The organism is Streptomyces sp. NPDC054883 (assembly GCF_053610645.1).
Window position 1 is genome coordinate 1 of record NZ_JBSGYT010000005.1, and the last position, 15,716, is coordinate 15,716.

The 15,716-nt window shown below is 73.7% G+C and carries 12 protein-coding genes and 2 tRNA genes; 8 read left to right on the forward strand and 6 right to left on the reverse strand.

Going from position 1 to position 15,716, the window contains the following annotated elements; all coding sequences use genetic code 11:
• Window positions 1-1,005: 1,005 nt before the first annotated feature.
• From ACWGH1_RS05670 to ACWGH1_RS05690, 5 genes are all read left to right on the forward strand, one after another.
• Window positions 1,006-2,727, forward strand: a complete 1,722-nt coding sequence (locus tag ACWGH1_RS05670; RefSeq protein WP_453408456.1) for an SPFH domain-containing protein — start codon at window positions 1,006-1,008, stop codon at window positions 2,725-2,727.
• Between the two features lie 174 nt (window positions 2,728-2,901).
• Window positions 2,902-3,507 (forward strand): lytic polysaccharide monooxygenase auxiliary activity family 9 protein, encoded by a 606-nt coding sequence (locus ACWGH1_RS05675; protein ID WP_453356335.1) that lies wholly within the window; start codon window positions 2,902-2,904, stop codon window positions 3,505-3,507.
• A gap of 26 nt (window positions 3,508-3,533) precedes the next feature.
• Window positions 3,534-5,204, forward strand: a complete 1,671-nt coding sequence (locus ACWGH1_RS05680; protein ID WP_453356334.1) for an AMP-binding protein — start codon at window positions 3,534-3,536, stop codon at window positions 5,202-5,204.
• Between the two features lie 49 nt (window positions 5,205-5,253).
• Window positions 5,254-5,901, forward strand: coding sequence for a hypothetical protein (locus tag ACWGH1_RS05685; protein ID WP_453356333.1), 648 nt, complete (start codon window positions 5,254-5,256; stop codon window positions 5,899-5,901).
• A 64-nt stretch (window positions 5,902-5,965) separates the two neighbouring features.
• Window positions 5,966-6,039, forward strand: a tRNA-Lys gene (locus ACWGH1_RS05690).
• Between the two features lie 87 nt (window positions 6,040-6,126).
• Here the strand turns inward: ACWGH1_RS05690 and ACWGH1_RS05695 are convergent.
• Window positions 6,127-6,885, reverse strand: a complete 759-nt coding sequence (locus ACWGH1_RS05695; RefSeq protein WP_389662630.1) for an IclR family transcriptional regulator — start codon at window positions 6,883-6,885, stop codon at window positions 6,127-6,129.
• Between the two features lie 238 nt (window positions 6,886-7,123).
• Between ACWGH1_RS05695 and ACWGH1_RS05700 the strand changes: the two genes are divergently transcribed.
• Together ACWGH1_RS05700 and ACWGH1_RS05705 are read left to right on the forward strand one after the other, a co-directional pair.
• Window positions 7,124-8,326 carry an LLM class flavin-dependent oxidoreductase gene (locus ACWGH1_RS05700; protein ID WP_453356501.1) on the forward strand — a complete coding sequence of 401 codons (1,203 nt, stop codon included), beginning with the start codon at window positions 7,124-7,126 and terminating at the stop codon, window positions 8,324-8,326.
• Window positions 8,327-8,580: 254 nt separating this feature from the next.
• Complete coding sequence (locus ACWGH1_RS05705; RefSeq protein ID WP_453356500.1) at window positions 8,581-10,281, forward strand: glycosyl hydrolase family 18 protein; 1,701 nt, start codon at window positions 8,581-8,583, stop codon at window positions 10,279-10,281.
• A 112-nt stretch (window positions 10,282-10,393) separates the two neighbouring features.
• Here ACWGH1_RS05705 and ACWGH1_RS05710 read toward each other — a convergent pair whose 3' ends face one another.
• Entirely contained in the window at window positions 10,394-12,151 is a 1,758-nt protein-coding gene (locus ACWGH1_RS05710) for a putative bifunctional diguanylate cyclase/phosphodiesterase (protein WP_453356785.1), read from the reverse strand.
• A gap of 477 nt (window positions 12,152-12,628) precedes the next feature.
• On the opposite strand from ACWGH1_RS05710, the gene ACWGH1_RS05715 reads away from it, so the two are divergent.
• Window positions 12,629-13,864, forward strand: a complete 1,236-nt coding sequence (locus tag ACWGH1_RS05715) for a M6 family metalloprotease domain-containing protein (RefSeq protein WP_453356784.1) — start codon at window positions 12,629-12,631, stop codon at window positions 13,862-13,864.
• A 74-nt stretch (window positions 13,865-13,938) separates the two neighbouring features.
• Here ACWGH1_RS05715 and ACWGH1_RS05720 read toward each other — a convergent pair.
• The 4 genes from ACWGH1_RS05720 to ACWGH1_RS05735 form a co-directional block, all read right to left on the reverse strand.
• Window positions 13,939-14,012 (reverse strand) — tRNA-Lys (locus tag ACWGH1_RS05720).
• Window positions 14,003-14,581 (reverse strand): bifunctional DNA primase/polymerase, encoded by a 579-nt coding sequence (locus ACWGH1_RS05725; protein ID WP_453353087.1) that lies wholly within the window; start codon window positions 14,579-14,581, stop codon window positions 14,003-14,005. The genes ACWGH1_RS05720 and ACWGH1_RS05725 overlap by 10 nt, the downstream gene beginning before the upstream one ends.
• A gap of 110 nt (window positions 14,582-14,691) precedes the next feature.
• Window positions 14,692-15,039 carry a hypothetical protein gene (locus ACWGH1_RS05730; protein ID WP_453353086.1) on the reverse strand — a complete coding sequence of 116 codons (348 nt, stop codon included), beginning with the start codon at window positions 15,037-15,039 and terminating at the stop codon, window positions 14,692-14,694.
• Window positions 15,040-15,441: 402 nt separating this feature from the next.
• Entirely contained in the window at window positions 15,442-15,702 is a 261-nt protein-coding gene (locus ACWGH1_RS05735) for a hypothetical protein (RefSeq protein ID WP_453353085.1), read from the reverse strand.
• Window positions 15,703-15,716 lie beyond the last annotated feature (14 nt).

Sequence of the window (15,716 nt, forward strand, 5' to 3'; positions counted from 1 at the left end):
GGGTACGCGGCCGCGTACCCCGCGGCGGGGACCGCCTCTGCTGTCCCGGGCGGGTTCCCGACCCCGATCCCGGGCCCGGACGTGAACGCGGCCCGCACGGCGGCCCCGCACGCCGCGCCGGCAGCTGTTGCGGTTACGGGCCCGGAACCGGCCCGGACGGCCGCTGGCGATGCTGTCCCGGGGTGGACCCCGGCGGTGGCTCCGACTCCGGCCCCGGACGTGAGCGCGGCCCCCGCAGCGCCCTCCGGCCCGCAGCCGAGCCGGTCCTCGGCCTGGACGGCGGCCCCGTTCCCGTCGACGGCCGGCGGCGGGGGCGGGGGCTCGACTGCGGCTTCGCCTCAGGCTCCGGTCTCGGATCCGAGCGCGGACCCCGCGACGGCTTCCGCCCCGAGCCAGGTCTCGGCTCCGCAGGGGAGCCGGTACTCGGCCCGGACCGAGTCCCCGTACGCCGCTGCGACGGCCCCCGCACCCGCCCGGACGGCGACTTCGCCTCAGGTCCCGGCCCTGGATGCGGACTTGGGCTCCGCCCGCGCGGCGGCCTCCGGCCCGAGCGGGTATTCCGCCGGGACGGCAGCCCGGTTCCCGGCGACGGGTCCCGCTCAGGCCCCGGCCCCGGACGCGGGCCCGGACTTGAGCGCGGCCCAGGCCTCGGCTGCGCAGGCGAGCCGGTCCTCGGCCCGGGTCGAGTCCCCCTACGCCGGGCCGGCAGCCGCTTCGACCGCGGCTCCGGAACCTGCCCGGACGGCCGCTTCCGCTGCTGTCCCCGGGGGAACCTCGGCCGTGGCTCCGCCTCGGGCTTCGGCCTCGGAGAGCGCGGCCCACGTAGCGGTCTCCGGCCCACAGCCGAGCCACCCCTGTGCCCGGACGGCGGCAGCCTCGTTCCCGGTGGCGGCCCCGGCCGCGAACACGTCCCGCGCCCCGGCGGCGGCTCCGTCTCAGGCCCCGGCCCCGGACGCGGGCCCGGAATCGAGCGCGGCCCGCGAAGGCCAGGGCGCGGCTGCGCAGGTGAGCGGACCCTCCGCCCGGACGGCAGCCCAGGTCTCCGGGGTGGCTCCGGCCGCGGTCTCGCACCCGGGCGAAGCCACCGCCGAGGCGGCCCCCGACCGGAACGCGGCCAGTGCGGCAGCTGCCGCCCCGCGGCCGGGCCAGTCCCCGGCCCGGACGGCGGCTCCGTACTCCGCGCCCGCAGCCGTTTCGGCTGTCGGCGCCGCCCCCGCGTCGGCGGCGGCTCCGTCTCAGGCCCCGGCCCCGGACGCGGGCCCGGAATCGAGTGCGGCCCGCGAAGGCCAGGGCGCGGCTGCGCAGGTGAGCGGGCCCTCCGCCCGGACGGCAGCCCCGGTCCCGGCCGCCATCTCGTCCCCCGCCTCGGCCGTGGCTCCGCCTCAGGGTCCGGCCTCGGACCCGGTCCGTGAGGACGGGGCCGGGCGGGTGCCGGTGCCGGGCGCGGGCGAGCGGCACGATCGGACCGCCGGGTCGGAGCCGGTACTCGCCGCGGTGGGCGGGTCCGGCCCGGCCCCCGAGGCCGAGCAGCCGCGTCCGCACCCCGACGGGATCCCGGCCGCCCGGGCCCGGGCTGAATCCGGCTCCGCGCCCCGCCAGGGGCTCGTCGCCGACCTCGTCGGCCGGGCCGTCGCCCGGGTCATCGGCCCCGGGAACGAGGACGAAGGCGAGGGCGAACGCAAGGACGCCCGCGGCACCGCCGTCACCGAGGTCCCCGTGCACCTGCCGTTCCTCGGCCAGGTGCGGCCGCCGCTGCCCGCCCCGCACCCCCGGCCGCAGCCCCCCGCGCGCCCGGCCAAGCCGGATGCCGTCGGCCGTCGCGTCCCCCGCGGCGACGACGGCCTCCGCGAGCACCGCGGCCCCGTGCTGCCCGGCTGGTTCGCCGTCGGCATCGGCGCCCTCGCCCTCACCGGCTGCACGGCAGTGCTCTGGCGGGCCGGCGCCGTCCCCGACGTCCTCTCCATCGCCTTCGGGCTGGCCCCCCGCGCCTATCACGGGCTGCCCGCCACCTCCTGGCCCCCGCTCGCCTTCCTCGGCGTCGTCGCCCTGCTCGCCCTCGGCGGTCTCGGCCGCGCCAAGACGGGCCATGCCTGGGTGCTGACCCTCTTCGGCCGCTACCGCGGCACCGTCCGGCGGACCGGGCTCACCTGGGTCAGCCCGCTCCTGCTGCGCCGCCGGGTCGACGTCCGGCTGCGCCACTGGCGCAGCGAGCCCATGCCCGCCGTCGACGCCGGGGGCCTCGCGCTCCAGGCCGTCGTCCAGGTGGTCTGGCAGGTCAAGGACACCGCCCGGGCCACCCTGGCCGTGGCCGACCACACCGCGTACCTCTCCGAGCAGGTGGAATCGGCCATGGCCCGGGTCCTGTCCCGGCTCCCCGCCGACGCCTTCCACGAGGACGCCCCCACCCTGCGCGACGCCGAGGCCGTCGGCGACGCACTGACCCGGATGGTGGCGGCCGAAACCGAGGCCGTCGGGATCGAGGTGTTCTCCGCCCAGCCCACCCGCATCGAGTACGCCCCCGAGGTCGCCCAGGCGATGCGCCGCCGGCGGGTCGCGGCCATCGACGCCAAGCACCGGGACACCGTCCTGACCTCGGTCGTGGACGCCGTCGACGACACCGTCCACCGGCTCACCTCGCGCGGGATCGTCGAGCTGGACGACTACGAGCGCAAGGCCCTGGTGAAGGATCTGACCGTCGCCTTCTACACCGGGCGGGCGGACCAGTAGCCCCACGGAAGGCATGGGAACGGGTGGCCGGTTACGACCGGACCACCCGTTCTCCCGTTGGTATGGACATGGCCAACTCCCGTCAATAACCTGGAACTTGGTCTAGACCTGAACGTCATCCCCAGCGCGTGCGCACGCTCTCCCGCCCGACTCCCCCCACGTCCAAGGAGCATCATGCGTCTCCTCCGCATGCCCAAACGGTCCGCCGCCGCGCTCGGGCTCGGCGTCCTGGCCACCGTCACCCTCGCCGGCGCCCCCACCGCCAGCGGCCACGGCTACACCGACACCCCCATCAGCCGCCAGAAGCTCTGCGCCAACAAGGCCGTCCCCGACTGCGGCCCCATCCAGTGGGAGCCGCAGAGCGTCGAGGGCTACAAGGGCTTCCCGGCCGCCGGCCCCGCCGACGGCCAGATCTGCTCCGGCGGCCACAGTGAGTTCGCCCAGCTCGACGACCCGCGCGGCGGCACCTGGCCCGCCACCGGCGTGACCAGCGGCCAGAGCTACTCCTTCCGGTGGCAGTTCACCGCCAACCACTCCACCACCGACTTCAAGTACTACGTCACCAAGAACGGCTGGGACCCCAAGAAGCCCCTCACCCGGGCCTCCCTCGACCCCCAGCCCTTCCTCACCGTCGCCTACAACGGCGCCCGTCCCGCCATGACCACCGTCCACCAGGGCACCATGCCGGCCGGGAAGACCGGCCGCCACATGATCCTGGCGGTCTGGACCGTGAACGACACCCCGATGGCCTTCTACGCCTGCTCCGACGTTCAATTCTGACGCAACGTCAGCTAACCTCCGGCGGCATGCGGACGACACCCGAAACCGTCGCGGAGCTCATAGCGCGCCAATGGGGCGACCACCGGCCCGGGCTGAAGCACGAGCACACCGTCCTCACCCACCACCAGTGCGCCCAGCAGGCCGCCGCGCGCGCCGCGCTGCTCGTCGACCTCCTGCCGCCGGGGGCCGAGCCGCACATCGGGGTGCTGCTCGACAACACCCCCGAGTTCCCCTTCTGGCTCGGTGCGGCGGCCCTCGCGGGGGCCGCCGTCGCCGGGATCAACCCCACCCGGCGCGGCCCCGAGCTGGCCCGCGACATCCTGCACACGGACTGCCGGATCCTGGTCACCGAGCCCGCCCACCTGCCGCTGCTGCGCGGCCTCGACCTGCCCGGGGTGCGGATCCTGGTGACCGGTGGCGGGGAGTACGCCGAACTCCTCGCCCCCTTCGCCGCGGCCGCCCCCGGGGCGGCGGTCCTCGGCGGCGGCCCGGGACCCGGCTCCCGCCTCCTCCTCTACTTCACCTCCGGCTCCACCGGCGCGCCCAAGGCGGCGCTGTGCAGCCAGGGCCGGCTCGCCGCCGCCGGAGCCTCCCTGGCCCGCACCTTCCGGGTCACGCCGGACGACGTCCACTACGTGTGCATGCCGCTCTTCCACGGCAACGCCGTCATCGCCGACTGGCTGCCCGCCCTGGCCGGCGGCGCCTCGGTCGCGCTGCGCCGCCGCTTTTCGGCCACCGCCTTCCTGGACGACGTACGGGCGTACGGGGCGACGTACTTCACCTACGTCGGCCGGGCCGTCCAGTACCTCCTCGCCACCGAGCCCCGCCCCGACGACCGCGACCACACCCTGCGCGTGGGCTTCGGCACCGAGGCCGGCGCGGTGGACGCCGCCCGCTTCGCCGAGCGGTTCGGGGTCCGGCTGGTGGAGGGCTACGGGGCGACGGAGGGCGGCGCCTCCGTCCAGCGGACCCCCGGCACCCCGGCGGCCGCGCTGGGCCGGGCCGCGCCCGGCGACGACCTCGCCGTCATCAACCCGGAGACCGGCAAGGAGTGCCCGCCGGCCCGACTGGACGGGCGGGGCCGCCTCCTCAACGGGGAGGAGGCCATAGGCGAGCTGGTCAACCGGGGCCGCAGCCTGTTCGAGGGCTACTGGCGCAACCCCGACGCCGAGGCGGCCCGCACCCGCGACGGCTGGTACTGGACCGGGGACCTCTTCTTCCGCGACCCCGAGGGCTTTCTCTACTTCGCGGGCCGCACCGACGACCGGCTGCGGGTCGACAGCGAGAACCTGGCCGCGGCGGTGATCGAGAACATCCTGGCCCGCTGGTCCGACGCCTCGGCGGTCGCCGTGTACGCGGTCCCGGACGAGGTGGCGGGGGACCAGGTGATGGCTGCCGTGGCCCTGCGCCAAGGCGCGTCCTTCGACCCGCGGGTCTTCGCGGCCTTCCTCGCGGCCCAGCCCGACCTCGGTACGAAGATGGCCCCGCGTTATGTCCGGGTCCTCGACGCCCTGCCGGTGACGGCCACGAACAAGATCCACCGGGTCGCCCTGCGCCGGGCCGGCTTCCTCGTCCCCGAACCGGTCTGGTGGCGCCCGCCCGGCACCGACGGCTACCGCCGCCTGGACGAGGAGGACCTGCGCGCGCTGCTGGCGGCGTACGGGGCCCAGGGCCGCCGGGACCTGCTGGACCGCTGAGGCAACCCGCCGGGCCCGGTGCTCGTCTTGGAGGCGGAGGGGGTGTGCGATGAACGCGAGGACGACGGCCGCTGTCGCCCGGTCGGTGGCGGCGGGGGCGCTGTGCGCGCTGCTGGCCGCGTGCGGCACCCACGTCGCGGGCCGGTCGGCCGCCCCGCCGTCCGCCGTCCCGGCCCCGCCGACCTGCGCACCCAACCTCCCCACCGAGGAGGAGACGGGCGGTCCGCCGAACCCGCCCACCGGGGAAGAGACGGCGAGCACCCCGAACGTCCCCACGGAAGACGAGACCGGCGGCGGCCCGAACGTCCCGACCGAGGAGGACACCGGTCCGCCGAACCCGCCGACCGACCAGGACAGTGCGGCGCCCGGGCCGCCCACCGACGGCGCACCGCCCTGCCAGGTGGTCGACGGCTGGTACGACATGACCCGCGAGTTCAACGAGTACTACGCCCGCCACCGCACGGAGGAGGACACCTTCATGCCCGCGGGCAGCGTCACCCGGGTGCGGATCCGCAAGACGGCCGGGGCCAATGAGGCGTGGATCACCTTCTCCACCCGGGCGGTCGGCAAGGGCGAGGGCGAGGACGCCCGCCGGGTCGCCCGGCTCTTCGGCGCCTGGCGGCAGGAGGTCTTCGGCGACCGGGGCACGGTCGGGGTGCGGACGGAGCAGGACGTCAAGGTCACCACGTCCTGGTGATCGCCGGCGGCCCCGGAACCGGTTTTGAGCACCCCCCGGGACCAGGTACTATTTTCTCTGTCAGGCGCCGCTAGCTCAGTTGGTTAGAGCAGCTGACTCTTAATCAGCGGGTCCGGGGTTCGAGTCCCTGGCGGCGCACCTGTACTTCGGGCGGTTACCGGTTCACCGGTAACCGCCCGAAGTGTTTTCCGGCCTTGATCCCGCATCCCCGTCGCCGCGCCCTTTTCACAGCGTCAGTGACAGCAGCAGCGGCGCGGCCTTCCGGTTCAGCGCGTCCGCGGCGGCCCGCAGCCGGTGCGCGTGTTCGACCGGCATGGACAGGGCCAGGCAGCCGACGGAGGCCCCGGCGGTGATCGGGACCGCCGCGCAGACCGTGCCGACGGCGTATTCCTGGAGGTCGAGCACCGGGACGGTGGCCGGCTGGCTGTCGAGCTTCGAGAACAGGATCCGCTCGTTCACGATCGTCTTCGACGTGAGCCGGGCGATCTTGTGCCGGGCCAGGTGGTCGCGGCGCCCGTTCTGGTCGAGCTGGGTGAGCAGGCACTTGCCGACCGCGCTGGCGTGCGCCGCCGAGCGGAAGTCCACCCACTCGTGCACCTTCGGGGTGCGCGGGCTGTCCGCGAACTGCGTGATGCGGACCTCACCGTCCACGTACCGGCTGATGTAGACGGCCGCGCCGACCGAGTCCCGCAGCCGGTCCAGGGTTTCCTGGAGCTTCTCCTGCAGCGCCTGTTTCCGGTCGGTCCCGGAGCCGAGCAGGACCAGCGAGTCCCCTATGGCGTAGGCGCCGTCGGACACCTGCAGGACGTAGCCCTCCCGGCGCAGCATGAGGAGCATCGGCGCGAGGTGGGCCGCGGGCAGGCCGGTCTCACGCGCGATCTGCGCGTCCGTCACACCACCGGTGTGACGAGCGATCGTCTCGAGTACGCGAAGCGCGTACTGCACCGAGTGGAACGGCGCGGTCGGCTCGGGCTTCAGCGCCACGGTTTCCCCCTACCAGGTTGTTACCGCTTGCCCTACCACGATAGCCATCAAGAGGCCCATCCGGAGCGCCTGTTGATGAGATTGATGGCTCAATCAAGTCGCTCCGCCAGCAGGTACCCCGCTGGCATATGCCGGGGGCATTCGCTTCCTTCCGGTCTGCCGGGAATGCCCGGCCCCGTCCCATGGTTCGACTTCTTCGTACAGACGTGCAGGAGAGCGGCATGGGACGGGAGTGACGATGAACGACGCCGGGGACACCGGGGACGCCGGAACGGGCGTGGACGCGGCCGGGGGCCCGAACGTGAATACGGGGGCGGGGCCGGGTGCGCGAGCGGGCGCGAGCGCGGAAAGCGGCGCGGCCCCCGCCGACCCCGTCCGCGGGGTCGCCCTGGGCCGGGCCCCGGTGCCGCTCTCGGTGCTGGACCTGGTCACCGTCGGGGCGGGCAGCACCGCGCACGAGTCGCTGCGCACCAGCGTCGCCATCTCCCGGCTGGCGGAGTCCCGCGGCTACCACCGCCACTGGGTCGCCGAGCACCACTCCATGCCCGGGGTGGCCAGCTCCTCCCCGGCGGTGATCCTGGCCCACCTCGCCGCCCACACCTCCCGGATCCGGCTCGGATCGGGCGGCGTCATGCTGCCCAACCACGCCCCGCTGGCCGTCGCCGAGCAGTTCGGCACCCTGGAGGCCTTCGCCCCGGGCCGGATCGACCTCGGCCTCGGCCGCGCCCCGGGGACCGACCCCGGTACGGCGGCCGCGCTGCGCGGACCCGCGCGGGCGGAGGAGGCGCACGACGAGTTCCCGCGCCGCCTGGGGGAGCTGATCCGCTTCCTCGACGACAGCTTCCCCGACGGGCACCCCTACGCCCGGGTGCACGCCGTGCCCGGTCCGGTCCAAGGGCCCGCCGGGCGGCCGCCGGTATGGCTGCTGGGTTCCTCCGGTTTCAGCGCCCGCCTCGCCGGTGAGCTCGGCCTGCCCTTCGCGTACGCCCACCACTTCTCGGCGGCGGGGACGCTGCCCGCGCTCGACCTGTACCGGCAGAGCTTCCGCCCCTCGGCGGTGCTGGACGCCCCCTACGCCGTCATCGGGGTATCGGCGCTGGCCGCGGACACCGGGCAGGAGGCGCGGGCCCAGGTGCTCACGGGCGCGCTGTCGATGCTCCGGCTGCGCTCCGGCCGGCCCGGCCTCGTCCCGACGCCCGAGGAAGCGGCCGCGTACCCCTTCTCCCCGCCGGAGCGGGAGTTCGTCGACGGCTGGACGGCGAACATCGTCCACGGCACCCCCGAAGAGGTCCGCTCCGGGCTCGACGCGCTGGTCGCGCGGACAGGGGCGGACGAACTCATGCTGACGGCCAACGCCCATGGCGGAGCGGCCCGGTTGCGCTCCTACGCGCTCGTAGCAGATGCGTACGGGATGCCGGTGGAGGGCTCGCTTCCGGCTTGAGCGGAGGCGAACGGGGTTCGGCTGGTTCGTTGCGGAAACCTTGCCGGAGTGTGTCTTAGGGGAGGCTTAAACCGCTCGTCACCCGGGGTGGCGAGCGGTTTCTGATGTGCGCTCAGGTCTCTGACGAGCGGATTTGACCGTCGAGTGGTCTAGTCCTTCTTTGGTCCAAACCATTGACTGGGGCACGGAGTGATCGCTATCACTTCTCTCACCCGAAGCTGACGCATCCCCTCCCACCCCCACGGAGTCAGTTCATGCACATCCGTAAACCCCTCATCGCGGCCGCCGCCACGGCCGCGCTGGCAGCCGGAGCGCTGGCCGCCTTCGCGGGACTCGGCACCGCACAGGCCGCGGGCGCCGCCACCACCGCGGCGGCCGCGGGCAACGTCAAGATCGCCTACTACGACCAGTGGAGCGTGTACGGGAACGCCTTCTACCCCAAGCACCTCGACACCCGTGGCATAGCGGGCAAGCTCGACGTCATCAACTACTCGTTCGGCAACATCCACCCCACCGACCTCACCTGTTTCGAGGCCAACAAGGCGGCGGGTGACGACAACAACGCCAGTGCCGGTGACGGTGCGGGCGACTCCTACGCGGACTACCAGAAGTCGTTCGGCGCGGCCGACAGCGTCGGCGGGGTCGCCGACAAGTGGGACCAGCCGATCGTGGGCGTCTTCAACCAGTTCAAGCAGCTCAAGGCGAAGTACCCCCACCTCAAGATCAACATCTCGATCGGCGGCTGGACGTACTCGAAGTACTTCAGCGACGCGGCGAAGACGGACGCCTCCCGCAAGAAGCTCGTCTCCTCCTGCATCGACCAGTACATCAAGGGCAACCTGCCGGTCGAGGGCGGCTACGGCGGCCCGGGCAGCGCGGCCGGGATCTTCGACGGCATCGACATCGACTGGGAGTACCCGGGCTCGGCGGGCGGCCACCTCGGCAACCACTACGCCCCCGAGGACAAGCAGAACTTCACCTTGCTGCTGAAGGAGTTCCGTACCCAGCTCGACGCCTACGGCCAGGCCAACGGCGGCAAGAAGTACCTGCTGACGTCGGCGCTCCCGGCCGGCCAGGACAAGATCAAGTACATCGAGACGGACAAGATCGGCGCGTACCTCGACTACGCGAACATCATGACCTACGACATGCACGGCGCCTGGGACGGCGACGGGCCGACCTACCACCAGTCCCCGCTCTACCCCTCGGCGGCCGACCCGACCGACCCGATCGCGCCGGGCACCGAGAAGTACAGCATCAAGAACGCCATCGACTCCTGGCTCGACGGCAACCCGGCCTACGGCATCGCGGGCGGATTCCCGGCCGGCAAGCTGACTCTGGGCTACGAGTTCTACTACCGCGGCTGGAAGGGCGTCCCCGCCGGGCCCGCCAACGGCCTCGCCCAGTCGGCGACCGGTCCCTCCGCCGCCCGGCCCACGAGCCAGCAGGCCGGCATCGCGAACTACAAGGAGCTCGGCGGGATCGTCGACAATCCGGCGACCACCTTCTGGGACGACCAGGCGAAGGCCTCGTACTTCTACAAGGACGGCGAGTTCTTCACCGGCCTGAACCAGAAGTCCGTCCAGGCCCGGGTCGACTACGGCAAGCAGCGCGGCCTGGCCGGCGCGATGATGTACTCCCTGCTCGGCCTGGACGACAAGGCCACGCTGCTGAACCAGATCTCCGCCGCCCTCGGCGGCTCCACCCAGCCCCCGGTCACCCCGACCGCGACCCCCACGGCGACCGCCACGCCGACGGCGACCCCCACCGCGACCCCGACCGCCACGCCCACGACGGGCTGCACCGCCCCCGCCTACGTTGCGGGCACGGTCTACACCGGCGGCAGCGAGGTCTCGCACAAGGGCCACAAGTGGAAGGCCCAGTGGTGGACGCAGAACGAGGAGCCCGGCACCACCGGTGAATGGGGTGTCTGGAAGGACCTCGGCGCCTGCTGATCTCCCCCCACCCCGCGCCGAGCGGCCCTCCGCCCCGCCCCCCACCCAGGGGGTGCGGGGCGGAGGCGCGCCGTACGACGGCCCGCGGTGGCCCCGGCCTCCGGCCACAGCACTAGCGGTGGTCCCCTGCCTCCGGGCGGGTGCCGATCATCTCCGCGATGCGTTCCGGGGCCACCGCGCGGGAGTACAGCCAGCCCTGGCCCGTGTCGCAGCCGACGCGGCGCAGCCGGGCCGCCTGGCCGGCCGTCTCCACGCACTCGGCCGTCACCGTCAGGCCCAGCCGGTGCGCCAGCTGGACCAGGGCCTCCACGATGGTCTCGTCGGCCGGGTTGGGGTGGGCGCCCTCCTCGTAGCGGAAGCCGCGCACGAAGGAGCCGTCCAGCTTGAGCACCGACACCGGCAGCCGGCTGAGGTAGGCGAGGTTCGAGTACCCGGTGCCGAAGTCGTCGATGGCGATCCGTACGCCCATGTCGCTCAGTGCCTGGAGCGCCTGCAGGGGCCGCCCCGCCGAACCCATCACCGCCGACTCCGTCAGCTCCAGCTGGAGCAGCTGCGGCGCGAGGCCCGTCTCGGCGAGGATCTCCGCGACGTCGCCCACCAGGTCCGAGTCCCACACCTGCCGCACGGCCACGTTCACCGACACGAACACCGGCGAGTCGCTGGGCTGCTCGATCTGCCAGCGCCGCGCCTGCCGGCAGGCGGTCCGCAGCACCCACTGCCCCAGCTGGACGATGGACCCGTCCTCTTCCGCAATTCCGATGAACCGATTCGGCGTCAACGTCCCGAACTGCGGGTGGTTCCAGCGCACGAGCGCCTCCACCCCGCGCACCGCGCCGCTCTCCAGGTCCACCAGCGGCTGGTATTCCAGCTCGAACTCGCCCCGCTCCACGGCCGGCCGCAGCGAGGAGGAGAGCGCCTGCCGGGTCATCCGGTGGGCGTTGCGCTCCGGGTCGAACAGGGTCCAGCGGGCCTTGCCGTCCGCCTTCGCCCAGTACAGGGTCGTGTCCGCGGCCTGCATCAGCCCGGTCGCCGAGGTCCCGGCGGCGGCCCGTTCCACCACGCCGATGGACGCCGACACCGACAGCCGCTGCCCGGCCAGGTCGAACGGCTCCTGTACGGCGGCCAGTACGCTGCGCGCCAGCTCCGCGAGCTGCTCGGTGCCGGTGGAGTCCTCGACGAGCAGGGCGAACTCGTCGCCGCCGAGCCGCGCCACCAGGTGCCCGCTGGTGCGCCCGTAGCCGGACTGGTCGGCGCACTGGGTCAGCCGGGCCGCCACCGCGGTCAGCAGCCGGTCGCCGACGCGGTGGCCGAGGGTGTCGTTGACCGCCTTGAAGCCGTCCAGGTCCAGGTAGCACAGGCCGATCCGGCCCGTCCCGCCGTCCTCGTACGAGGCGGCCTCCAGGGCGGCGGAGAGCCGCTCGAAGAACAGCGCCCGGTTGGGCAGGCGGGTCACGGGGTCGTGCATCTGGAGGTGGCGCAGCCGGGCCTGTAGGTCGCGCCGGTCGCTGATGTCGGCAACGGACAGCAGTACGTCCCGGGTTCCGGGCACCGGCCCCAGGGTCACCTCGGTCCACAGCGAGTGCCCGTCGGGGTGCTTGAGCCGGCGGGTGCAGCGCAGCCGCGCCTGGCGCCCGCGGAGCACCTCCTGGTACGCCTGCCAGGTACGGGCCTCGGCCGCCAGGTCGACCAGCTCCGCCGCGGCCCGCTCGACGAGTTCGTGCGGGGCGGAGCCCAGCAGTGCGGCCAGGGCCCGGTTGGCGGCGACGACGTAGCCCTCGCGGTCGACGACGGCCATCGCGAGGTGGGCCGCGTCGAAGACGGCCCGGAAGTCGCGGCCTCCCGGCGCGGGCCGGGCGGGCGAGCTCAGCATGGACGCAACCTCCGGCTCGCTCGACATGCCCGGCAGGGCAGGCACTGCCGGGTGACGCTCCGTAATGGCCGATCGGGTGCGGTCGGCCGCCGAACCGGTTCCCTCTGAGGTTCCGCTCACCGTTGGCTCCCGCAGTGCTCGTGAGTGTCCGTGCAGGAAAGTGTGCCGATCATAGAGGCTGCCGGACGGCGTCATCCAGCGGCGTCGCCGGGTGAGGGAACCTACTTCGGCGGGATGACGCCGCGATGACGGTTCGTCGGGCCGATCGCGGGCGATCGTTTCTGCGCGGCTGTGAGCGTGCACGGCCCGTCGCTGATCTCGGGTGATCGGTCGTGACGTTCTGTAGACAGGGCCGTGAAGCCCGGGGGTCACCGACTTGCCCTACTGCTCACTCATGTGGGGCACCGGAACAGGGCATAAGTAAGACAATCGCCTCAAGGTGGACGGGAGGGTACGAATCCACCACCGGAGGTCGATGTGCCGCCCCAGCAGACACCCGGGGGAGTGGACCATCCCGGCATCCGAAGTGCCGCGGCGGTTCTCACCTCCATGGCGGCGGTCGCCGCCATGTCGCTCGTCGCCACCCCCGCAGCCGCCGCGTCCGGCGCCGGCCCCTGCGCCCTGACCCGTACGGCCGCACACCACTCGCTCGGCCTGGACACCTGGAACCGGGCCTACCCCAAACCCGTCCGCACCCTGAACGCGGTGATGGTCTTCCTCTCCTTCCCCGACCACCGCGCCGCCGTCACCCCCGACGAGCTGACCGGCGACTACTTCCCCGCCACCAGCAACTTCTTCGAGCGCGCCTCCTACGGACGCTTCCGGCTGGTCCCGCACCCGCAGAAGCGGTGGATCGCGATGCCCAAGCCGTCCACGGCGTACGGGATGCAGCGCGACTGGGCCCCCGAGGACCGGGCGGCCTACCTGCGGGACGCGGTCGCGGCCGCCGACCCGGCGGTGGACTTCAGCCGGTACGACGTCGTGTACTTCGTCGCCGACCCCAACGCGCCGGGGGTCGACTCCGACGCCACCAAGGTCGTCAACTTCGACCGGCCGCTCATCGCCGACGGCACGGAGCTGCGGCGGATCGTGACCGTCTTCGAACGGCACCCGCCGGACCGCAACGTCCTGGCCCACGAGACCGGGCACGTCTTCGACCTGCCCGACCTCTACCACCGGCCGTCGGACGGCAAGGGCGACTGGGACACGTACGTCGGCGACTGGGACGTCATGGGCAGCCAGTTCGGGATGGCCCCGGACCTGTTCGCCTGGCACAAGTGGAAGCTGGGCTGGCTCGACGCCTCCCAGGTGGACTGCGTGCCGTCGGGCACCTCCCTGCACACCCTCCAGCCGATCGCCGAGGGCGTCCCGAGGGGCGGCTCCGGCGGGACCCGGCTCGCGGTGGTCCGCACCGGACCGGGCAGCGCCATCGCGATCGAGGCCCGCGGCTCCGCCGGCAACGACGGGGACACCTGCACCGAGGGGGTACTGGTCTACCGCGTCCGCAACGAGGCGGCCTCGGGCGGCGGCCCGATCGAGGTGATCGACGGCCATCCGCGCTCGGAGGCGTGCTGGGACCGCTCGGTCTACCCGCCGCTGGCGGACGCCCCGCTGGAGGTGGGGGAGACGTTCACGGTGCCCGGCGAGCGGATCCGGATCGAGGTGGCGGACCGCACCCCGTCCGGCGCGTACACGGTCAAGATCACGACCTAGCGGTCCGGGCGCCGGAAGTCCGGCCCGGGCACACGAAAGAGGCCCCCACTCGCGTGGGGGCCTCTTTCCGTCTGTGCGCCGCCAGGGACTCGAACCCCGGACCCGCTGATTAAGAGTCAGCTGCTCTAACCAACTGAGCTAGCGGCGCCTGCTGACGTCGTAGACATTAGCATCCCGATCGGCGGAACGAAAAATCGATACCTGCAGGCGGGCGGCGTGCAGGAACGCCCAGAGCAGGGTGTCGGGCCCGGGCAGCCAGGGCCGCCGGGAGTCCGGGGCGACCAGCCAGCGTGCCGGTCCGGGCGTCGTGACGAGCGGCGGGACGGTGACGGCGTCGCCGAGCCCGTGGCAGATCGGCGCGGCCGCGTCCGGGCTCCATTCTTCCCAGGCGAGCAGGGCGGGCAGCCGCTGCGCCGTACCGGGGGCGGCGAAGAGCAGCATCCGGCCGCGGTGCACGGCGGCGGGCCCGCAGCCGGGGCCTTCGCCCCAGAGCAGGTCGAGCATCCGCCGGCCGAGCAAGAGCGGGACGTTGACGACGTCGAACGCGGTCCCGCAGGGCAGCACCGCCGGAGCGGCGGGCCGCTCCGCCCAGGCCGCGAGGGCGCCGCGCGGGTGGGCGCACGCGGAGGTGAGCCAGGCGGCGCCCTCGTGGGTGACCTCGGTGGCGGGGGCGGGCCGGACGTCGAGGGCGGAGCAGGAGCCGGTCAGGGTCGTCATGCCCCAGGTCTACCGGGGGTAGCGGGGCAACTCCCCGGAGTTACCGAATTCCGGGACAGGGCGGGCCGGCCGGGAGTATGGTGCGCCCCGCATATGCCACGGGCCGCGGCCTACGCGTCTTCCGGACCGCCGCCGCGCAGCAGGCTCTCGCCGAACTCGATCATCTTCACGGCGTAGTCCTCGGTCCACTCCGCCTGTTCCGCGATCGCGGAGGCGGGCAGCCGGTCGAACCGCCGCGGGTCCGCCAGCTGGGCCGCCGCCAGCGCCTGGAACTCGACGGCCCGGTCCTGCGCCGCCCGGAAGGCCAGCGTCAGCTCGGTGGCGCGGGCCAGCAGCTCCCGCGGGTCCTCTATCGACTCCAGGTCGAAGAAGTGCTCGGGGTCCGAAGCCGCTTCCGAGGGCTCGAAGAGCAGCGGCGCGGGCCGCAGCTTCCGCCGGGTCCGCTCGGGCTCTGCCATGCCTGTCCTCCTGGGTGCTGCGCGCGAATGCTTCCGGGCCACCCTCCATTGTCCAACGCCCCGCAAGGGCGCACGCGTGCCCCCGCGCGCCGCAGCCGCCGCCCCCGCGCCGTCATCCGTGCCGGGACCGCCCGCGCAGCCGGTCCGCGCCGAGCTGCAGTTCGTCCGGTGAACCGTCCTGCGTATCCACCAGGAACTCCGCGATGACGTGTCCGTCGTGGTGCACGAGCACCACCTCGCCCTCCGCCGTCAGGCGCAGGGTCGGTCAGGGACGGCTCCAGAGCTGTTCGGTCCGGTCCCGGAGACGGAGTCCCCGGTGCGTCACCCACAGCTCGAAGCGGGCGCTCTCGTACGTCGTGGGCGCGCGTCCGCCCTCGCCGAGGGGATGGACGGCGTAAGGGGTCAGCAGGACCTGCCCGGCAGGAGGGCTTCCTCGCGGGTGCCCTCCATCCGGCCCGTCCGGGTGCCCGCCACCGCCCCGCCGGCGCCGAACAGGAGGGAGCGCGGCGCCGCGATCCACCAGGCGAACCCGGCGGACCATGACGCCGGCGCGATCTTCGCGGCGAACACCGCGCCCATGGAGCACGCGCCGACGCTCGCGGAGCGGCCGATGCGCCGCCGGCCCGCGGCCTCCGCGTCGTCGGCACCCCCGACCGTCGCCACTCGGCATCCCCCCG